This window comes from Selenomonas sp. oral taxon 138 str. F0429 (assembly GCF_000318175.2).
GTDB lineage: Bacteria > Bacillota > Negativicutes > Selenomonadales > Selenomonadaceae > Centipeda > Centipeda timonae.
Window position 1 is genome coordinate 274,825 of sequence record NZ_KB290939.1, and the last position, 20,026, is coordinate 294,850.

16 protein-coding genes are annotated in these 20,026 nt (G+C 60.5%); 14 read left to right on the plus strand and 2 right to left on the minus strand.

Going from position 1 to position 20,026, the window contains the following annotated elements; genetic code table 11:
- The first annotated feature begins 99 nt into the window (after positions 1–99).
- Together HMPREF9163_RS06290 and pfkA are read left to right on the plus strand one after the other, a co-directional pair.
- A complete protein-coding gene (locus HMPREF9163_RS06290; RefSeq protein WP_009440891.1) occupies positions 100–1,044 on the plus strand; it encodes a Dyp-type peroxidase in 945 nt (314 codons plus the stop codon).
- 116 nt (positions 1,045–1,160) lie between these two features.
- On the plus strand, positions 1,161–2,126 hold the full coding sequence (gene pfkA / locus HMPREF9163_RS06295; RefSeq protein WP_037346322.1) for a 6-phosphofructokinase: 966 nt from the start codon (positions 1,161–1,163) through the stop codon (positions 2,124–2,126).
- A 110-nt stretch (positions 2,127–2,236) separates the two neighbouring features.
- Here pfkA and HMPREF9163_RS06300 read toward each other — a convergent pair whose 3' ends face one another.
- On the minus strand, positions 2,237–4,138 hold the full coding sequence (locus tag HMPREF9163_RS06300; RefSeq protein WP_009440893.1) for a fructose-specific PTS transporter subunit EIIC: 1,902 nt from the start codon (positions 4,136–4,138) through the stop codon (positions 2,237–2,239).
- Between the two features lie 23 nt (positions 4,139–4,161).
- Positions 4,162–5,070, minus strand: a complete 909-nt coding sequence (pfkB, locus tag HMPREF9163_RS06305; protein WP_009440894.1) for a 1-phosphofructokinase — start codon at positions 5,068–5,070, stop codon at positions 4,162–4,164.
- A 163-nt stretch (positions 5,071–5,233) separates the two neighbouring features.
- Here pfkB and HMPREF9163_RS06310 point away from each other — a divergent pair, with 163 nt between their 5' ends.
- The 12 genes from HMPREF9163_RS06310 to rfbG all read left to right on the plus strand — a co-directional run bounded on the left by HMPREF9163_RS06310 (position 5,234) and on the right by rfbG (position 19,995).
- The gene (locus HMPREF9163_RS06310; RefSeq protein ID WP_009440896.1) at positions 5,234–6,169 is read left to right on the plus strand and encodes a YitT family protein; all 936 of its coding nucleotides are present in this window, start codon (positions 5,234–5,236) and stop codon (positions 6,167–6,169) included.
- 157 nt (positions 6,170–6,326) lie between these two features.
- Positions 6,327–7,874 (plus strand): gluconokinase, encoded by a 1,548-nt coding sequence (locus HMPREF9163_RS06315; RefSeq protein ID WP_037346324.1) that lies wholly within the window; start codon positions 6,327–6,329, stop codon positions 7,872–7,874.
- A gap of 15 nt (positions 7,875–7,889) precedes the next feature.
- Complete coding sequence (gene gndA, locus HMPREF9163_RS06320; RefSeq protein WP_009440898.1) at positions 7,890–9,314, plus strand: NADP-dependent phosphogluconate dehydrogenase; 1,425 nt, start codon at positions 7,890–7,892, stop codon at positions 9,312–9,314.
- 219 nt (positions 9,315–9,533) lie between these two features.
- Positions 9,534–10,853: a gluconate:H+ symporter gene (locus tag HMPREF9163_RS06325; protein WP_009440899.1), complete on the plus strand. Its 1,320-nt coding sequence runs from the start codon at positions 9,534–9,536 to the stop codon at positions 10,851–10,853.
- A 27-nt stretch (positions 10,854–10,880) separates the two neighbouring features.
- Positions 10,881–12,395 carry an L-fuculokinase gene (locus HMPREF9163_RS06330; RefSeq protein ID WP_009440900.1) on the plus strand — a complete coding sequence of 505 codons (1,515 nt, stop codon included), beginning with the start codon at positions 10,881–10,883 and terminating at the stop codon, positions 12,393–12,395.
- A gap of 18 nt (positions 12,396–12,413) precedes the next feature.
- Positions 12,414–12,770: a PTS glucitol/sorbitol transporter subunit IIA gene (locus tag HMPREF9163_RS06335; protein ID WP_009440901.1), complete on the plus strand. Its 357-nt coding sequence runs from the start codon at positions 12,414–12,416 to the stop codon at positions 12,768–12,770.
- Between the two features lie 11 nt (positions 12,771–12,781).
- A complete protein-coding gene (locus HMPREF9163_RS06340; protein ID WP_009440902.1) occupies positions 12,782–13,846 on the plus strand; it encodes a 2-hydroxyacid dehydrogenase in 1,065 nt (354 codons plus the stop codon).
- A gap of 15 nt (positions 13,847–13,861) precedes the next feature.
- Positions 13,862–14,959: a zinc-dependent dehydrogenase gene (locus tag HMPREF9163_RS06345; RefSeq protein ID WP_009440903.1), complete on the plus strand. Its 1,098-nt coding sequence runs from the start codon at positions 13,862–13,864 to the stop codon at positions 14,957–14,959.
- 85 nt (positions 14,960–15,044) lie between these two features.
- Complete coding sequence (locus tag HMPREF9163_RS06350; RefSeq protein WP_009440904.1) at positions 15,045–17,027, plus strand: YjhG/YagF family D-xylonate dehydratase; 1,983 nt, start codon at positions 15,045–15,047, stop codon at positions 17,025–17,027.
- Positions 17,028–17,047: 20 nt separating this feature from the next.
- A complete protein-coding gene (locus tag HMPREF9163_RS06355; protein ID WP_009440905.1) occupies positions 17,048–17,941 on the plus strand; it encodes a dihydrodipicolinate synthase family protein in 894 nt (297 codons plus the stop codon).
- Positions 17,942–18,041: 100 nt separating this feature from the next.
- Complete coding sequence (locus HMPREF9163_RS06360) at positions 18,042–18,893, plus strand: MurR/RpiR family transcriptional regulator (RefSeq protein WP_037346326.1); 852 nt, start codon at positions 18,042–18,044, stop codon at positions 18,891–18,893.
- 40 nt (positions 18,894–18,933) lie between these two features.
- Positions 18,934–19,995, plus strand: coding sequence for a CDP-glucose 4,6-dehydratase (rfbG, locus tag HMPREF9163_RS06365; protein ID WP_037346327.1), 1,062 nt, complete (start codon positions 18,934–18,936; stop codon positions 19,993–19,995).
- The last annotated feature ends 31 nt before the right edge of the window (positions 19,996–20,026 follow it).

Below are 20,026 nucleotides of genomic sequence, written 5' to 3' on the forward strand. Positions count from 1 at the left end.
TGTACATGGATGGGAGCCGCCGGATATCTTTCGGCGGTTTTCTTTCGTTGATGCATCGTTCGGTGTAGAATACTGTGTATGTAATGAAAGGGGAGTACAATGGAGGTCAATGCAAATCTGGCACAGGATGTGTTCAAGGATGCGGGGGAGAGTGTCATCTTCCTCATGCTTTCGCTGAAACGCGAGGACATTGAAAAGGAACGTGAGATTATCGCGGACATGGCGGATCGCATCGCTGCGATCCAGCGCTCGATGAATATTCGCGTGGCGCCAGAGACGGTCAAGATGACGCTCGGATTCAGCAATCGTGCGTGGGAATATCTCTTTCCGGGCGCGAAGAAGCCGAAGGAGCTTGAGGACTTTGCGGGCGTGAATGGAGAGCACCACACAGCACCTGCAACGCCTGCCGATCTCTTCCTGCACGTACGTGCGGCACAGGCAGCGACGAGCTATCTCGTCGTCGATCAGATCATGGGATTCCTGCGTCCCATTGTGGACGTGGTGGATGAGACGCACGGCTTCCACTACCACGAGGGGCGTGCGATCATCGACTTCATCGACGGCACGGAGAACCCTGTCGGCGCGGAGGCGCAGGAGTGGGCGATCATCGGCGCGGAGGATCCCGACTTTATCAACGGCTCCTATGCCTTTGCGCAGAAGTACGTCCACGATCTCGACGCGTGGCGTGCGCTGCCGACCGAGGTGCAGGAGAAGTACATCGGCCGCAGAAAGTACAGCGACCTCGAGCTCTCCGACGAGGAGAAGGATCCGCGTGCGCACAACATCATCTCGCAGGACAACCGCGACGGTGAGGAGCACAAGATCGTGCGCATGAACGTCGTCTTTGCGAATCCCGGCGAGGGCGTGCGCGGCACATACTTCATCGGATACGCGCGCCACTGGGACGTGACACGCCAGATGGTCACGAATATGTTCACGCAGGATGACCGCCTGCTCGAGTACTCGACGGCGGAGAAGGGGCAGCTCTTCTTCATCCCGTCGAAGGAGCTGCTCGGGTGCATTGCCGAGGGCGAACTGTTCTGACAGCGCTGCGTTTCGGTTTTTTCTGTGAAATGCTTTACTTTTCCCCTGCGCTTTCGTACAATAGAGATTAGCAATCCATTCGCGTAAGCGTGGCATAGGGAATGGGGGATATTTTTATGCTGAAAAAAGCAATCGCGGTTGTGACTTCGGGCGGAGACAGCCCGGGGATGAATGCGGCGGCGCGCGCGGTCGTGCGCACGGCGATCTACGAGGGCGTCGAGGTCTACGGTGTGCACAACGGCTACAGCGGCATGGTGCATGACGATATTGTGCAGCTCACGACGCGCAGTGTCAGCGATCTGATCCAGCGCGGCGGCACCTTCCTCGGAACGGCACGCAGCAAGTCGTTCATGACGCCTGAGGGGCGAAAGACGGCGTTCGAGAATCTGCGCAAGCGCGGCATCGAGGGACTCGTTATCATCGGCGGCGACGGCTCGCTCACGGGCGGCTCGCTTCTGAGCAAGGAGACGGGCATGCCAATCGTGGGCTTGCCGGGCACGATCGACAACGATGTCTGGGGCATGGACTATACGATTGGCTGCGATACGGCGTGCAATACAATCGTGGATGCAATCAACAAGCTGCGTGATACAGCGTCGGCACACCGTCGCATCATCATCGTTGAGGTCATGGGGCGCCATTCGGGCTGGCTCGCGATGATGTCTGGCATCGCAGGCGGCGCAGAGTACATCCTCGTGCCGGAGGTGGCGTTTGATCTCGAGGAAATCAGCCTCGAGCTGAAGGAGATGTACGAGCGCGGAAAGCGCTACAGCATCATCGTGGTCGCCGAGGGCGCGGGCTCGGGCGTGGAGATCGGCAAGATCATCGGAGAGAAGACGGAGATCGATACGCGCGTCTCGGTACTCGGGCACATCCAGCGCGGCGGCTCGCCGACGGTCGAGGATCGCATCAAGGCGTCCATGCTCGGAGAGAAGGCGGCACTTGCGATCATCTCGGGTGTGAGCGACGTAGTATACAGCTTCAACGAGGGACAGGTGGTCGGGGTCAACCTCTTTGAGGCGGTCAACAATACGAAGACGCTCGACCCGGAGCTCGTACGACTTTCGCGCGTCCTCGCATAGAGCGCGTTTCATCAGATCAACGGCAGCTCATCCATATGGATGGGCTGTTTTTGTGCGCGCAAACGAAAAATCCCTCGGACATTTGCCCGAGGGATGCTGCATTATGAGGGTTATTCCTTGATCGGCTTTTTGAGCAGCGAGAGGATGACGGCGCCGACGACGGCACCGACGAAGATGCTCACGAGGTACATGAGTGGGTTGCCGATGGTCGGGACGACGAAGATGCCGCCGTGCGGTGCGCGCAACGTGCAGTCAAAGACCATCGTGAGTGCACCCGCGAGTGCGGAGCCGACGACCATCGAGGGGATGACGCGGACGGGGTCGGCCGCCGCGAACGGGATCGCGCCCTCGGTGATGAAGGAGAGACCCATGACGTAGTTCGTGATGCCTGCCTTTCGCTGGCTCTCGGTGAAACGGTTCTTAAAGAGTGTGGTCGCAAGGGCAATCGCCAGCGGGGGCACCATGCCGCCCGCCATGACCGCCGCCATGACGTGATACTCGCCCGAAGCGAGGAGACCTGTGCCCGTGACGTATGCCGCCTTGTTGATGGGACCACCCATATCGACTGCCATCATGCCGCCGACGATCAGCCCCATGAGGATGCGCGCCGAGGGATCCATACCGCCGAGGGTCTCGATCATCCAGTTGTTGATGGCGGAGACGGGCGGCGCGATGATGTAGAGCGAGATCAGCCCCATGATGAGGATGCCGAAGAATGGATAGAGCAGGATGGGCTTGATGCCATCGAGGGCGGCAGGCAGTCTTGCAAATACCTTCTTGAGGAAGTTGACGGTGTAGCCCGAGACAAAGCCCGCGAGCAGTGCGCCGAGGAAGCCCGTGCCTGTCGCACCGGCAAGAGAACCACCGACGAAGCCGACGGCAAGTCCCGGGCGGTCGGCAATCGACATGCCGATGAAGCCCGCGAGGACGGGGAGCATGAAGCCGAACGAGGCACCGCCGACCTGCATGAAGAACTTGGCAAGCGGGGTGTTCGAGCCGAACTTTGACGGATCGATGGAGTAGTCGTCGAAGAGGAATGCAAGGGCGATGAGGATACCGCCGCCCACAACGAACGGGAGCATGTGCGAGACACCGTTCATGAGGTGTTTGTAGATCTGGCGGGCAAGGCTCTCGTCCGTGCCGCCGTCTGCGCTTTCTGCTTCGTCCGCGCCGCTCGCACGGTAGACGGGGGCACTGCCGGAGAGTGCACGGTCGATCAGTTCATCTGCCTTGTTGATGCCGTCCGCGACCTTCGTGATGACGACACGGTGGCCGTCAAAGCGGGACATGGCGACGTTCTTGTCCGCTGCGACAATGATGCCGTCGGCGGCGGCGATCTCCTCGGGGGTGAGTGCGTTCTTGATGCCCGCGGAGCCGTTCGTCTCGACCTTGACCGTGAGACCGCGCTTCTTCGCGTGCTGCTCGATGCTCTCCGCCGCCATAAAAGTATGTGCAATGCCCGTGGGACAGGCGGTGACGGCGAGGATCTGGATATGGTCGGCGGTGGGCTTTGCTTCCTCGGAAGCCGTGCCTGTAGCAGGTGCGGTAAAGCGGTCGTTTTCCTTGTCGTCGATGAGCTGACGGAACTCCTCAACGCTCTTGGCGGCAATGAGTGCTTCCTTGAAGTCGGGGTCCATAATCATGGTTGCGAGCTTCGAGAGGATGGCGAGGTGTTCGTCGTTCGCTCCGTTCGGTGCGGCGATCATGAAGAAAAGGCGGCTCGGGTTGCCGTCCATGGCGGCAAAGTCCATGCCGTCGGGGATGGTCATTGCGGCAATCCCTGCGGCTTTAACCCCGTCGCTCTTGGCGTGCGGCGTTGCGATGCCGTCGCCGAGCCCCGTGGTGCCGCTTTCCTCCCGGATGAGCACGTCCTTGACGTACTGCTCTTTGTCGCTGAGATTGCCGCCCTTCTCCATGTAGTCTGCGAGCAGGCGGATGGTAGCCTCCTTCGAGGCGGGGGCGGAAACACCGAGGGCGATGCTCTCAGGTTTCAGAAGATCGTTGATATGCAAGGGAAAAACCCTCCTTTTTCAAATTAGACGATGGTTTTCAGCAGCGCAAGCGCCTCCTCCCGCGTGGCGAGGTTCTCGGAGAACGCGGAGGCGGAACCGGTCGCGACACCCATATAGAAGGCGTGCTCATAGCTGCCGTCCGATTCCATGAAGCCCGCGAGGAAGCCTGCAACCATCGAGTCGCCCGCGCCCACGGAGTTGACGAGGGTGCCCTTCGGTGCGGCGGAGCGGTAGAATACACCCTCCGCCGTGAGTAGGATTGCGCCCTCGCCTGCCATCGAGATGAGCACGTTTGTCGCGCCCTCCTCCTGCAGCTTCTTTGCGTGGAGGATGATGTCGTCATCCGTTTTGAGTTCGACACCGAACATCTCGCCGAGCTCGTGATTGTTCGGCTTGATGAGGAACGGGCGGTACTTCAGCACGCGCCGCAGGAGATTCTTTGTCGCGTCCACGACGATGCGGATGCCGCGTCCGTCGAGATGCTCCATGATGCGTTCGTAGATGTCGTCGGGCAGCGTGTTCGGAATCGAGCCAGCGAGGACGAGCGTGTCTCCGCTCTGCAGCCGATCGAGCTTTTCAAACAGTGCGCGCTGTGCCGCCTCGGTGATAACGGGGCCCTGTCCGTTGATCTCAGTCTCGCTCTCCGCCTTGATCTTGACGTTGATGCGTGAGAAGCCCTCATCGAGACGCACAAAATCGTCCGTCACGCCAAATACGTGCAGCATCTGCTGCATCGCGACGCCCGTAAATCCCGCAAGGAAACCGAGTGCCGTCGAGGCGTGCCCGAGATTTTTCAGCACAATGGAGACGTTGATGCCCTTGCCCCCCGGCAGGATCTGCTCGTAGTTCACGCGGTTGATCTCGCCCGCAGTGAAGTTCTCCAACCGCACGATGTAGTCGATCGACGGGTTGAAGGTAACGGTGTAGATCATGCAAATATCCCTCCCTTAAAGTTTCCTACAATGTAACCCCTTAAAAACATCATAAACGGCACAGCAGGGAAAGTCAAGAAAACCACTCTCATCAGAAGTCTTGTCAGCGCATTTTCTTTCCTCTATAATAGGAGCAGACATTACATTGGAACAGGGGAGTATTATGACTGCAGAAATGGGTATGATGAAAACGGATGGTCAGACAGGAGGCGTGCCGCCGGCAGCGACGGCAAAGCCGAAGAAGTCAGCCCCCAAGGGCGCGGCTTTTTATATCAAAAAAGGGCTGTGGCTGATTCTCGATGCACTCATCACCGCCGCAGGACTCGAACTCTTTCTGATTCCGAACAACGTCATTGACGGCGGCGTGGTCGGTCTCTCGATCATGGCGCAGACGATTACGGGCATGGGGCTCGGTGTGTTCCTTGTCCTCTTTAATATCCCGTTCGTCTACATGGGCTATAAGCAGATCGGCAAGAGCTTTGCGCTCTCGACCGTGTTTGCCATCATCATGCTCTCAATCTGGTCGGGTGTCCTTCACCACGTGCCGCAGGTCACGACCGACCCCTTTCTTGCCGCGATCTTCGGCGGCGTGGTGACGGGGCTCGGGGTCGGCATCGTCATGCGCACGGGCGGCTGCTTCGACGGCACGGAGATTGTCGCCATCATCATGGACGCACGAACGCAGTTCTCCGTCGGTGAGGTCGTCATGTTCATCAACCTCTTCATCCTCTCTTCGGCGGGACTGCTCTACGGCTGGGACAAGGCGATGTACTCGCTCTTTGCCTACTTCGTCATCGCGAAGATGATCGACGTGGTGCTCAAGGGTCTCGATGAGTCCTATGCCGTTATGATCGTCACGAGCGAGCACGAGGAGATGACCATTGCGCTCAATGAGCGCCTCGGGCGCGGTGTGACCCTGCTGCACGGCGCGGGTGGCTACACGGGCGAGCCGAAGGAGATACTCTACTGCGTCGTCACGCGCCTCGAACTCGACAAGCTGAAGGAAATCGTCCTCGACAAGGACGAGCGGGCCTTCGTCACAATCAATGCTGTACATGACATCGTGGGCGGGCGGTTTAAGAAAAAAGCGATACATTGACCGATGAGCAGCGCTGCGATGGCGCTGCTCTTTTTTTCAAATAGAGTGATATAAAAATATCATTTTAAGAAATAATATATGATAAACTAGTTGCTTAACAAAAGAAAGCATGGTACAATATAGGAAATTCATCTCGTTTTCACGGAAAGGCGGCGGCATGATGGCAAACCATGTGAAAGGCATTTGGATTGGTGTGGATGTGGGGACGACGGGCGTGCGCGCAATTGCATACGAGGCGTCGGGTGTGAGCCTTGCGTCGGCGGAGGCGTTCTACCCGCTGCGCACGCCGCACCCGGACTGGGCGGAGGAGCGTCCATCTGAAATTCTTGCGGCGACGGAGCAGGTCGTGCGCGAGGCGGCGGATGCGCTGCGCTATCAGGGGCGGATGCCGTCGGGCATTGCCCTCAGTACGGTTATGCACAGCCTCATCCCGCTCGATGCGGAGAAGCAGCCGCTCACGGATATGCAGACGTGGGCGGATAGCCGCAGCGCGGGCATTGTGCGAGAGCTGAAGGAAAATGAGCCTGAACTCTGCCGATCATTCTACGAGCGGACGGGATGCCCCATGCACGCGTGCTATCCGCTGGCGAAAATCATCTGGCTGAAACGGAATCGTCCCGAACTCTTTGCGCGTACAAAGTACATCGGTTCGATCAAGGATCATCTCTTCCACGCCTTTACGGGCGAATTCCTCATCGACCGTTCGACGGCGAGTACGACGGCGCTCTACAATGCGAAGGCACTCGCATGGGATGCAGAGATTCTGAACTTCATCGGCATCACGGAGGAGATGTTGCCGCCCGTGATCTCGACGACGGAGGCACGCCCGCTCGCAGTGGATGCGGCGGAGCGTATGCACCTCACGGCCGGGCTGCCCGTGGTGATCGGTGCGACGGACGGCGTACTCGTCAACGTCGGCATCGGCGCGGTCTCGGCGGGACAGCTGAGTGCGACCATCGGCACGAGTGGCGCCGTGCGCATGCTCGTCGGTGAACCGCGCACGGATGAAAAAGTGCGCACGTGGTGCTACAACCTCGTGGACGGTCTCTGGGTTGCGGGCGGCGCAATCAACAACGGCGGCATGATTCTGCGCTGGATGCGCGACAACATCTGCCATTTCAGCGAGGCACAGATGGAAGGTCTCGATGTGGATGCCTACGACCTCATGACGATGAAGGCGTCGAAGGTCGCAGCGGGCTCGGATGGTCTGATCCTCCTGCCGTTCTTCACGGGCGAGCGCGCCCCGTATTGGAACTCCGACCTGCGCGGCCTCTTCTTCGGACTATCGCTGAACCACAGCCGCTCCCATATGATCCGTGCCGTCATGGAGGGCATCTGCTACGGCATGTACGCTGTCTTCGATGCGCTGCGTGAGTTCGGCGAGGTGCGGGACATTCGTGCGAGCGGCAGCTTTACGAAGTCGCCTCTCTGGATGCAGATTCTCGCGGACGTGCTCGGCGAGCCGCTCGTCCTACCCGACAACAGCGAGGGTGCGGCGTACGGCGCGGCGGTGCTGGGCTTTATCTCAGCAGGTGAAATGTCAGGAATTGCGGACACGGCGGATCTCGTGCACGCGAAGAAGATCTACACGCCGGATGCGGACAATACAAAGACCTATGCGCAGCTCGTGGACATCAGCGGGCGACTCTATCACAATCTGCAGAAGGAATTCGCGGAGATCGCGGCATATCAGGCGGGACATTGAGGGAGGAAGATCGAGATGAGTAATGGCACGATGGATATCGGCGTCGTCGGCATGGGCGTCATGGGGAGCAATCTCGCGTTCAACATGGCGGATCACGGCTTTCAGGTGGCGGGATGGAACCGTACGGCGGATATGACGGAAGACGCCGCCAAGCGAAATCCGCCCGCGAATTTTCATCCGTTCTACGATCTGAAGGAGTTCATCGGTGCGCTCAAGAAGCCGCGTCGCGTCTTCCTCATGATCGCTGCGGGGGAGCCTGTGGACTGGGCGATCGGGGAGATTGCACCGCTGCTCGAGGCGGGGGATATCATCCTTGACGGTGGGAACTCATTCTATGAGGATACGCGCCGCCGTCACGGCGCGCTGAAAGAGAAGGGCATCTGCTACTTCGGTGTGGGTGTCTCGGGTGGCGAGAAGGGCGCGCGGCTCGGTCCCGCCATCATGCCGGGCGGCGACCGCGCGGCGTACGACGCGGTACGTCCGATCCTCGAGGGCATTGCCGCGCGTGCGGGCGAGGAGCCGTGCTGCACCTACATCGGCGAGGACGGTGCGGGGCATTATGTCAAGATGGTGCACAACGGCATCGAGTATGCGGATATGCAGCTCATCGCGGAGACCTATCTCATCCTGAAGCATGTCGGCGGCCTCTCCAATGCACGCATCGGTGAGATCTTCCACGCGTGGAACAGCGGCGAGCTTCGGAGCTATCTCATCGGCATTACGGCGGACATCTTTGCGGAGGTGGACGAGGAGACGGGGGCGGCGCTCGTCGACATCATTGTCGATCGTGCGGGACAGAAGGGCACAGGACGCTGGACGAGCCTCGAGGCACTCGCGCGCGGTGTCGATCTCTCCATGATTTCTGCCGCATGCAATGCGCGCGTACTCTCGAACCTCACGGAGGAGCGCGCACACGCGGGCGCGGTCATGACGGCACCCGAGGGGGCTGCGGTGACCGTGGATGCAGACTTCATTGAGGCGGTGCGCTGCAGCCTCTATACGGCGAAAATTGTCGCCTACGCACAGGGCTTCTCACTCTATCGCGCGGCAAAGGAGGAGTTCGGCTGGTCGCTCGACTTCGGCAAGATCGCCTCGATCTTCCGCGCGGGCTGCATCATTCAGGCGGAATTCCTCCAGCGCATCACAGATGCCTACGAGAAGGAGCCGAATCTGAAGAATCTCATGTTTGACGATTTCTTCCTCTCCTCCATCAACGACAATGCGCCGAGCCTGCGCCGCACGGTCTGCCTCGCCGTGGAGCGCGGCGTGCCCATTCCCGCATTCTCCGCTGCCATGCAATACATCGATGCCTTCCGCAGCCCACAGCTCGGCGCGAACCTCATTCAGGCGCAGCGCGATTACTTCGGCGCGCATACCTTTGAGCGCGTCGACAAGGAGGGCTCGTTCCACCATGTGTGGCAGGAGCATTACGAAAAGTAAATAGTACGGATCGGCTGCTGCGTGGATTCATGCAGCAGCTTTTTTGCACCCTGAAATGATATTTAGTAAACAAAATATAATTAAATAAATGAAATGCTATTTACAAATGAAAGGCCATCGACTATAATTACATCAGGAATTGTTATAGATCTTGCTGCCAGTAGTTGAGGGCAGCGCGCTGCCGGGGGCGATCCCCCATCATGAAAGGAGAGGAATCCTATGCCGCTGATTATTCTAGCTGTGGGCATCCTGCTGCTGTTCTTCCTCATCGTTCGCGTGAAGCTGAACAGTTTCATCTCGCTGCTCATCGTCGCGGGTCTCGTCGGCTACGCCGAGGGTCTGCCCGTCACGCAGATCATTCCCGTCATCCAGAAGGGACTCGGGGGGACGCTCGGCGGACTTGCCATTGTCGTCTCGTTCGGTGCGATCCTCGGCAAGCTGATGGCGGAGAGCGGCGGTGCACAGCGCATTGCCATGACGCTCATCAACATGTTCGGCAAGGAAAAGGTCAAGTGGGCGGTCTGCCTTACGGGCTTCATCGTCGGCATCGCGCTCTTCTATGAAATCGGCTTCGTCCTGCTCATCCCGCTCGTCTTCACGATTGCGGCATCGGCGCAGATCCGCCTCCTCGAGGTGGGTATCCCAATGGCTGCGGCGCTCTCGGTTACGCACGGCTTCCTGCCGCCGCATCCGGGCCCCACGGCGATCTCGGTCATCTACAATGCGGACATCGGTCTGACCCTCGTCTACGGTGCGCTGCTCGCGGCGCCGATCGCGGTCATCGCAGGCCCGATCTTCTACAACTTCGTCAAGGATCTCAACCCCGCGATTCCCGAGGGACTCTACAATCCGAAGGTGTTCACGGATGAGGAAATGCCGAGCTTCGGCATCAGCGTCTTCACCGCACTCGTTCCCGTCGTCCTGATGGCGGGCTCTGCGATTGCAAAGATGACGCTGCCCGCAGACTCGCATGCACTCGCGATCATGGTCTTCCTCGGCTCGCCTGATATGGCGCTCACGATCTCCATCTTTATCGCGTTCTACACGTTCGGTATTTCACGCGGCAAGAGCATCCAGGAGATCATGAAGATCTCCGAGTCCGCGATTCTCGCGATTGCCATGATCCTCCTCATCGTGGGCGGCGGCGGCGCGCTCAAGCAGATCCTCATCGACAGCGGTGTTGGCCGCTACATCGGCGACCTCCTCATGGGCTCTGACCTCTCGCCGCTCGTCCTCGCATGGTCGATTGCGGCGGTCATCCGCATCGCCTGCGGCAGCGCGACGGTTGCAGCGCTCACAGCAGGCGGCATTGCGGCTCCCGTGGTTGCGCTCACGGGCGTCAGCCCCGAGCTCATGGTGCTCGCAACGGGCGCGGGCAGTCTCATCATCTCGCCGCCGAACGACCCCGGCTTCTGGCTCTTCAAGGAGTTCTTCGGTCTCACGGTCAAGGAGACTGTGCGCACGTGGTGCACGATGGAGACGATCATCTCCGTGCTTGGCCTTGCGGGCGTTCTGATCCTCAATATGTTCATCGGCTGATGAGTGCACCAAAGGAGCGTGGCTGTCATGGGCTATCTTTTGGGCATTGATGCAGGCTCTACGAACTATAAGGCAATCGCGTGTGATGCGGCGGGGAGATTTCTCGCCTCCGCGCGGCGGCCGGCAAATACGAAATATCATGAAAATGGCTGGGCGGAGACTTCGCCCGAGCTGATCTGGGAGGGTGTTGCCGCGTGTATTGCAGAGGTCGCGGCGCAGCTGCCCGGTGAGAGCTGTGACGGCATTGCCGTCGCAAGCTCGGGCGAGGATGTACTGCTTGACGGCGCGGCACAATCGGTGTATCCTGCAATTCGGTGGTTCGACACGCGTACAGAGGCGATTGCCTCGGCGTGGGAGCCGTTCGGGCGTGAGCGGATCTATCGGATCACGGGCATCAACCCGAACCCCGTCGCGAGCATCACCAAGATGCAGTGGATCAAGCGCTATGTGCCCGAGGCATGGGCGCGGGCGCGCCTCTGGATTCCGATCGCGGGCTTCATCAGTCTGAAACTGACGGGCACGGCGCGTGCGCCGTGGACGAACGCCTGCCGCTCAATGGCGTTCGATCTGAATCGCCGCGACTGGTCGGAGGAGATTCTCGCAGAGGCGGGCATCGACCGCTCCCTGCTCGCAGAGCCGATCTGCCCCGGAGAGCAGATTGGTGCTCTGACCGCAGCTGCTGCGGCGGCAACGGGGCTCAAGGAGGGAACGCCCGTCTTTGCGGGCGGCGTGGACTATGCCTGCGGCACCTTTGCAACGGGCATTATCCGTCCGGGGCAGATGCTGGACTCCACGGGGACGAGTGAGCAGTTGCTTGCGATTCTCGACGCACCCGAGATCAGCAGCGCCAGCATGGAGAAGAATTTCACATCCGTCGCCTACGTGGTGAATGACGCTTACTACATCATGGGTATGATCGTGGCGTCGGGCGGTATCTTTGAATGGTTCAAGAACACGTTTGCGTGTGAGTCCTTTGATCTGCTGGTCGATGAGGCGGCGCGTGAGCCGATCGGCGCACGCGGCTGTATGATGCTGCCGTATTTCTCGGGACGGCACACGATGGGCAGCGATCCTGCGGCGCGCGGCGCATTTGTGGGACTCACGCGTGCAACGACGCGCGGCACCTTTGTCCGCGCGATTCTCGAGGGGCTCTGCTACGAGATGCACAGCATTGTGCAGGCGATGCAGGAGCTCTCGGGGCAGAGCGTCGAGTCAATCTACGCCATCGGCGGCGCAGCAAAGAGTGCGTTTTGGATGCAGATGAAGGCAGATGTCACAGGCATCCCCGTACGCAGCAAGGATGTTCCCGAGGCAGCGGCGCTTGGGGCGGCGATGCTCGCGGGACTTGGTGCGGGCGTCTATACAAGCCCCGAGGATGCTGCGGCGCGTGTGCAGTTTGCAGAGCGGCAATATACGCCCGATGCAGCGCACCACGCACAGTATATGGATCTCTATGAGACGCTGAACCGCGCGCTCTATCCCGCTCTGCGGGAGTTCAACGCCGCGGTCACGCGCGCACAGGGAACCAACGAAGGAAAATAGAAGCGGAGGAGATATGCGATGAAATATGAGGTAACAGTTACGGGCATTGGGGATTTCGTACTGCCTTTCATGCGGACGCGCGAGTCGGTCATCATCTTTGACAAGGATGTACCGTACGAGTACGAGAACATGGTTGTCGCGCATACAAAGGCGGCGCTCAAGGCGGACATTGTCGTCGGGGACACGCTCCATCTCGCAGACCGCAGCTATACAGTGACGGCGGTTGGCGATGAGGCGATGAAGACGCTACGCGAGCACGGGCACTGCACGATTGTGTTTACGGGCAAGGATGCGGCGGAGCAGCCGGGGCAGATCATGGTGAAGGGCGACGGTGTGCCGCGCTTCATGGTCGGCGATATCATTCGCTTTGAGTGAGGAGAACAGCGATGAAAGTTCTGGTTATTGGCGATCCGCTGCTCTCGTCGGAGCGTTTGGAAGCCGCTGTCAAAAAGATTCTGGGCGATGTGGACGTTGCGCGTGTCGACTGGAAGCCCGCGAGCGATGAGGAGTTCTGGTTTCTGCGCAGCGAGGTAGAGAAGAAGGGGCCGTCGGCGGGCAGACCGCCGCAGGAGATCTTCGACCACGTCAGCGATGTCGACATCATCATCACGCACCACACGCCGATCAACGCCGAGATCGTTGCTGCGGCGAAGAAGTGCCGCATCATCGGCGCGTGCCGTGCGGGCGTTGAGAACGTGGATGTGGCTGCGGCATCGAAGCAGGGCATTGCCGTGTTCCACACGATGGGGCGCAATGCACACGCGGTTTCGGACTACACGATCGGCCTCATGCTCGCAGAGATGCGCAACATCGGCCGAGCTCACGCAGAGCTGAAGCAGGGACATTGGAAGAAACAGTATTCCAACGCTGCCTTTGTCGGCGATATGCTCGAAAAGAAGATCGGCCTTGTCGGCTTCGGCTACATCGGGCATCTCGTGGCAAAGAAACTCAAAGGCTTCGACGTGGAGATCCTCGTCTACGATCCGTATGCCAAGGCGGAGGACGTGGAGGCGGCGGGCGCACGCCTTGTATCGCTCGAGGAGCTGTGTGCGGAGGCGGACTTCATCAGCATGCACGCGCGCCTCTCCGAGGCGACGAAGGGGCTTCTCGGCGAAAAGGAGTTCGCACGCATGAAGCCGACAGCATACGTCATCAACACGGCGCGTGCGGGGCTCATCGACGAGCAGGCGCTCATCTCCGCCCTGCATGACAAGCGCATTGGCGGCGCTGCGATTGACGTGTTCTGGACGGAGCCGCCGCCGGCGGATCACCCGTTCATGACGCTCGAGAATGTCACAATCACGCCGCATCTCGCGGGTTCGACGCGCGACGCATTCAACCGCACGCCCTATCTCCTGCTCGAGGAGGTCAAGAGCACAATCGGCGGCGGTGCGCCGCGCTGGGTGGTCAATGCGGACGCCGTTTCGACTGATTTTTCCGGACTCAAATAAGGGGAGGAGGAGCATATGAAAGCAGCAGTGTATCACGGCACGGCGGATGTGCGCGTGGAGGATGTCGCAAAGCCGACAATCGGCGCGGGAGAACTCCTCGTCAAGGTCAAGGCGTGCGCCATCTGCGGCGGCGACCTCCGGACGTTCCGCCACGGGCATAAGGCGATTCATCCGCCCATCATCCTCGGGCACGAGATTGCAGGTGTGATCGAGGAAGTCGGCGCGGGCGTCGAGCGCTATCATGTGGGTGACCGCGTTATCGTAGCGCCGGGTATCGGCTGCGGCGCGTGCTCCTACTGCCTCTCTGGGCGTCAGCACCTCTGCTACACGCGTGAGACCATTGCGCACGGCTATGACGGCGGCTTCGCCGAGTACGTGCGAATCCCGGCGAGTGCCGTCCGCGCAGGCAATGTGAACTTCATCCCCGATGAGGTCGACTACCTTGCCGCCTCACTCTCGGAGCCGCTCGCCTGTGTCATCAACGGGCAGGAGGCGATGGACATCCAGCTCGGCGATACCGTCGCTGTTATCGGCGCAGGGCCGATCGGCATCATGCACGCCGAGCTGGCACGCGCGCGCGGGGCGGGGAAGATCTTCCTCCTGAACCGCAGCCGCAACCGTCTGGATGCGGCGCAGGATCTGAACTATGACGCCTACATCGAGACGGGCGAGGACGGCGGCGTGCAGGCGGTGCTGGACGCGACAGACGGTCTGGGCGCAAATGTCGTCATTGTCACGGCGGGCAGCGCCGCCGCACAGCGCGCGGGCATCGCCATGACGGGCAAGATGGGCAAGGTTTGCCTCTTTGCAGGGCTGCCGAAGGATACGCCGGAGCTCTCGTTCGATGTGAACTTCGTCCACTATCGGCAGATCACGCTGTACGGCACATTCTCCTCCGCGCCGCGCCATAATGCGCTCGCCGTGGAGCTGATCCGCAGCGGGAAGATCAATGCCGACCGCATCCTCACCCACGCCGTTGCGTTGGAGGACATCGTGCACGGCTTCGACCTCGTAGAGCATCGGGCGGGCATGCGCGTTGCGGTCGTCCCCCATATGGAAGAGCTTGCCGCAGATATTGCACGTCATCCGGATCTTGTGATTTCAAAAGGCTAAGTTTTATGCTGGGGCTGCTGCACGTTCACGTTCGTGCGGCGGCCCCGTTTCTGTCTGTGTATATGTATTGAGAGGTGGAGCTGCGATGTCTATGGAGGAGCTTTATGGAAGCGCCCCACGGGGGCTGTACGATGTCCACACGCGGAAAGCGGGGCCAAAGGGGCGACTGCCGCTGACGGATGAGATGCTGCGGACGGCGCCGAGCGGCAATATCTTCGGTATGACGATCAATGTGGGCATGGGGTGGAATCCCGATGATCTCGCGGGCGGCGATGTGCTTATCATCAGCACGCAGGGCGGCATTCGCCGCGATGACGGGACGACGGCGGCGGTTGGGCTGCACAACGGTCACTTCGAGCTCGGCGACCTCATGCGCGCCGCCGCAGATGAAATCAAGGGAGCAGGGCTTGTCCCGCATGCAGCCTTTGTCACCGACCCGTGCGACGGGCGCAGTCAGGGCACAACGGGAATGTTCGACTCGCTGCCCTACCGCAACGACGCGGCGATCGTCATGCGCCGCCTCATGCGCTCCCTGCCAACACGTCGGGCGATCATCGGTGTCGCTGCATGTGACAAGGGCCTGCCCGCTATGATGATGGCGCTCGCGGGGATGCATGATCGCCCCGTCATCCTCATCCCGGGCGGCGCGACCCTCTCGCCGACGAACAGCGAGGATCTGGGCACGGTGCAGACCCTCGGCGTGCGCTATGCAAATGATGAAATCACGCTCGACTATGCCGCACGCACAGGATGCAGCTCCTGTGCATCGCCGGGCGGCGGTTGCCAGTTCCTCGGGACGGCGGGTACCTCGCAGGTGGTTGCCGAGGGGCTGGGTCTCACACTGACGCATGCGGCGCTTGCGCCCTCGGGCGAGGAGATCTGGCGAGAGCTCGGGCGCGCTTCGGCGCGTGCAGTTATGGCGCTTGCTGCACGGGGGATTACGGCACGCGACATCCTGACCGACAAGGCGATCGAGAATGCGATGGTCATTCACGCGGCGTTCGGCGGCTCCACGAATCTCCTCCTTCACCTCCCTGCGATTGCACACGCAGCGGGCTGTCATATGCCCGACGTGCGCGACTGGTCGCGCATCAACAAGGAGGTGCCGCGCCTCGTGAGCGTCCTGCCGATCGGTCCTGTCAACTATCCGACGGTGTTCGCGTTCATGGCGGGCGGCGTGCCCGAGGTCATGCTGTATCTGCGCCGCCTCGGACTCCTGCACGAGGATGCGCTCACCGTCACGGGGGCGACGCTCGGCGAGAACCTTGACTGGTGGGAGCACTCCGAGCGTCGCACGATATTGCGCAAGCGGCTCGAGGAGGTCGACGGGCTCTCGCCCGATGAGGTCATCTTTACGCCGGATGAGGCGCGTCGGCGCGGCATCGGCTCGACCGTGACCTTCCCCACGGGCAATATCGCGCCCGAGGGCTCTGTCGTGAAATCCACGGCGATTGACCCCTCCGTGATCGACGCGGACAAGGTGTTCCGCCACACGGGCAAGGTCAAGACCTTTACCTCGGAAAAGGCGGCGATTGCGGCACTCAAGGAGCATGGACGCATTGTGGCGGGCGACATCATGATTGTCATGGGCGGCGGTCCGAAGGGGACGGGCATGGAGGAGACTTACCAGCTCACCTCGGCACTCAAGCATCTGCCGTTCGGCAAGCATGTCTCCCTCATCACGGACGCACGGTTCTCGGGTGTCTCGACGGGTGCCTGCTTCGGACATGTGGGGCCTGAGGCGCTGGCAGGGGGACCCATCGGAAAGCTGCGCGACGGCGATGTCGTCGAGATCATTGTCGATACGGAGAAACTCGAGGGCAGTCTGAACTTCATCGGCACCGAGGAGGAGCCTCTGAGCTATGAGGAGGGCGCGCGTGTGCTCGCAGCGCGCAGCATGCAGGACGGCGTCGGCCCCGATGCTGATCTCCCCGATGATACGCGCCTCTGGGCGGCGCTGCAGGAGGTCAGCGGCGGTACGTGGCGCGGCAATGTCTACGATGTGGAGCGAATTCTCGCCGTGCTCGAGGCGGGCAAAGAAGCGCTGTGTGAGAAGTCAGGCAGCTGATACGGAAGGCGGAGGATATTATGTTCAAGGGCGTCAACTCACCGGTCATCACGATTTTGAAGGATGACGGAACAATCGACTATGCAAACATGGAGTGGCATATCAATCATCTCGTGGAAGCAGGGCTGAACGGGCTGCTCTTTCTCGGGAGCCTCGGCGAGTTCTACGCATTCAGCGACGCAGAGCGGCGGGCGCTGATCGACTGCGCCGTCAAGACGGTTGCGGGGCGCACACAGGTTGTGATCGGCGTGGGCAACACGGCGGAGGAGGAGGTCGTTCGCCTCGGTAACTATGCCGCAGAGGCGGGCGCGGATGCGCTCAACATTGTCTCACCGTACTATTTCGGATTGCCCGTTGCGGCGGCAGTGGACTATTTCGAGCGCATTGCAAACGCCGTGCAGCTCCCCATCATGCTCTACAACTTCCCTGACCGTACGGGCAGTGATCTCAGCCCCGAGATCGTACGTGAGATTGCACAGCGCTGCCCCACGATCACGGGGATCAAGGACACGGTGGACAACATCAGCCACACACGGCGCATCTGTCAGGCGGTCAAGCCCGTGCGCCCGGACTTCTCCGTTCTCTCGGGCTTTGACGAATACTACATCGTGAACCGCATCTCGGGCGGTGACGGCGTTCTCTGTGGGCTCACGAATGTCGTGCCCGAGCTCTTCGTCAAGATGCACAGTGCGTACGAGAACGGCGACATCGCTGCGGCGGTGAAATGTGCCGAGCAGATTGCTGGGCTCATGCGGATCTACGCCGTGACGCCGCTCTTCATCACGGGTATGAAGGCGGCGGTGCGTGCGGCAGGTCTGCCCATCTCCACATACACGCGTGCGCCGGGAACGGTGCTGACGGAGGCGGAGGATCGGGAGATTCGTGCCATCCTCGCCGATCTCACTGTATCGTAAAATGCACAACACCTCCTGCAATGGATTTTTGCAGGAGGTGTCTTTTTGTCTCAAACTTTGCTATAATGACATAAAAGTAACATCGAAGGAGAGTGGCAGGATGACGGCGGAGAACTTACCGCTGCCCGTGATGCGCGGCAGTTACGCGCATATGACGCGCACGGAGAAGCGCATTGCGGACTATGTGTCCGCACATGTGGGCGAGGTGATGGATCAGACCATCTCGGAGCTTGCGGCGGCGGTCGGTAGTTCTGAGATCACGATCTCGCGCTTTTGCAAAAAGCTCGGGTTCAGCGGCCTGCAGAGCTTTAAGATCGCACTCGCGGCGGAGCTTTATACGCAGACAGAGACGGTCTATCAGGACATCGACGCGGCGGACACGAACGAGATCATCGTGCAGAAGGTCTTTCGCAACATCATGGACGGCTTGCAGGATACGTTGAAGCTGCTCGACTATGCGGCAATCGAGCGCGCGGCTCTGCTCATCCGCAGCGCGCGGCGCATCGCCGTCTACGGATTCGGCAACTCCGCGACCGTCTGCCGCGATATCGAGACGCGCTTCCTGCGCTTCGGCATGGTCGTGCAGGCATACAGCGACGCACACCAGCAGGCCACATCGGCATCGCTCCTCACAGGGAAGGACGTTGTCATCGCCGTCTCGCATACGGGCGCGACCCTCGAGCTGCTCGATACCGTCCGCACGGCGCGCGTGGCGGGGGCTGCCGTCATCGTCATCACAAGTCACGCACATTCGCCGCTTGCCAAACTCGGCGATATCATTCTGCACGGCATGGGTCGCGAAGTGCATTACAGCTCCGAGGCCGTCTCCTCACGCCTCATTCATATGGCGATCACCGATGCACTCTACACTGTTATCGCCATGCAGAGCCCGAGGGAGTATCGCCGCAACCTCCAAAAGATGCGCGAAGTCATTGCGAAGAAGCGGACGTAGGAACGCAGGGCGTGTGGATAGGGGAGAAATGGAGAGTGCGATGGACGATCTGAGCTTTTACAGGGGGAAGCGCGTATTCCTCACAGGACATACGGGGTTCAAGGGGATGTGGCTCGCGCTCCTGCTCCAACGGGTAGGGGCGGAGGTGACAGGCTTCTCCCTCGACGCACCGACTGAGGGCGGACAGGAGGCACTGCGCCGCCTCGGTATATTGAAAGAAATACGGGATGTGCGCGGCGATGTGCGTGACCTTGCTGCGCTCTCCCGTGCATTTCACGAAGCGTGCCCCGAGGTCGTCTTTCATCTCGCAGCGCAGCCCATTGTGCGCGAGAGCTACCGTCAGCCCGTGGACACCTTTGCGGCGAATGTGATGGGCACGGTCAACCTGCTCGAATGCGTTCGCACGTCGGATACAGTGCGCTCCGCGCTCGTTGTGACGACGGATAAGGTCTATGAAAATAAAGAGTGGGCATGGGGCTACCGCGAGAACGAGCCGCTGATGGGGTACGATCCGTATTCGGCGAGCAAGAGCTGTGCGGAGCTCGCCGTCTACAGCTATCGGCAGAGTTTTCTCGCTGCGCAGGATGTGCGCGTCTCAACGGCGCGTGCGGGCAACGTGATCGGCGGCGGTGACTTCGCGCCCGACCGTATCATCCCCGATTGCATTCGCGCCGCCGTGCGCGGGCAGACCATCGACATCCGCAATCCGCACTCGACGCGTCCCTATCAGCACGTCCTCGAACCGCTCTCCGTCTATCTCACGATTGCGGCGCGGCAGACGGTGGACGCATCCCTTGTCGGTGCGTGGAACGTCGGCCCCGACGATGCGGACTGCGTGACGACAGGGACGCTTGCGGACATCTTCTGCCGCGCGTGGGGGGATGGCGTGCGTTGGCAGACGCACGCAGACGGTGGCCCGCACGAGGCGCATTTTCTGAAACTCGACTGCTCGAAAATAAAGAGCGAACTCGGGTGGAACCCGCGTTGGCACATCGCTGAAGCCGTCGAGAAAACGGTGGAATGGGCGAAGGCATGGGAGCAGGGCGCAGATATGCGTGCAGTGAGTGAGGAACAGATCGAGGAGTTCTTCGATATCTCCTAAGGAATCGCTGATAAAATAGACCCTCAGATTG

Excerpts from the sequence above, each read along its gene's own strand:
- HMPREF9163_RS06360 (WP_037346326.1), top strand. The coding sequence starts at position 18,042 with ATGACGGCGGAGAACTTACCGCTGCCCGTGATGCGCGGCAGTTACGCG.
- HMPREF9163_RS06325 (WP_009440899.1), top strand. The coding sequence starts at position 9,534 with ATGCCGCTGATTATTCTAGCTGTGGGCATCCTGCTGCTGTTCTTCCTC.
- HMPREF9163_RS06340 (WP_009440902.1), top strand. The coding sequence starts at position 12,782 with ATGAAAGTTCTGGTTATTGGCGATCCGCTGCTCTCGTCGGAGCGTTTG.
- HMPREF9163_RS06330 (WP_009440900.1), top strand. The coding sequence starts at position 10,881 with ATGGGCTATCTTTTGGGCATTGATGCAGGCTCTACGAACTATAAGGCA.
- rfbG (WP_037346327.1), top strand. The coding sequence starts at position 18,934 with ATGGACGATCTGAGCTTTTACAGGGGGAAGCGCGTATTCCTCACAGGA.
- HMPREF9163_RS06335 (WP_009440901.1), top strand. The coding sequence starts at position 12,414 with ATGAAATATGAGGTAACAGTTACGGGCATTGGGGATTTCGTACTGCCT.
- HMPREF9163_RS06350 (WP_009440904.1), top strand. The coding sequence starts at position 15,045 with ATGTCTATGGAGGAGCTTTATGGAAGCGCCCCACGGGGGCTGTACGAT.
- gndA (WP_009440898.1), top strand. The coding sequence starts at position 7,890 with ATGAGTAATGGCACGATGGATATCGGCGTCGTCGGCATGGGCGTCATG.
- HMPREF9163_RS06355 (WP_009440905.1), top strand. The coding sequence starts at position 17,048 with ATGTTCAAGGGCGTCAACTCACCGGTCATCACGATTTTGAAGGATGAC.
- HMPREF9163_RS06345 (WP_009440903.1), top strand. The coding sequence starts at position 13,862 with ATGAAAGCAGCAGTGTATCACGGCACGGCGGATGTGCGCGTGGAGGAT.
- pfkA (WP_037346322.1), top strand. The coding sequence starts at position 1,161 with ATGCTGAAAAAAGCAATCGCGGTTGTGACTTCGGGCGGAGACAGCCCG.
- pfkB (WP_009440894.1), bottom strand. The coding sequence starts at position 5,070 with ATGATCTACACCGTTACCTTCAACCCGTCGATCGACTACATCGTGCGG.
- HMPREF9163_RS06315 (WP_037346324.1), top strand. The coding sequence starts at position 6,327 with ATGATGGCAAACCATGTGAAAGGCATTTGGATTGGTGTGGATGTGGGG.
- HMPREF9163_RS06310 (WP_009440896.1), top strand. The coding sequence starts at position 5,234 with ATGACTGCAGAAATGGGTATGATGAAAACGGATGGTCAGACAGGAGGC.
- HMPREF9163_RS06290 (WP_009440891.1), top strand. The coding sequence starts at position 100 with ATGGAGGTCAATGCAAATCTGGCACAGGATGTGTTCAAGGATGCGGGG.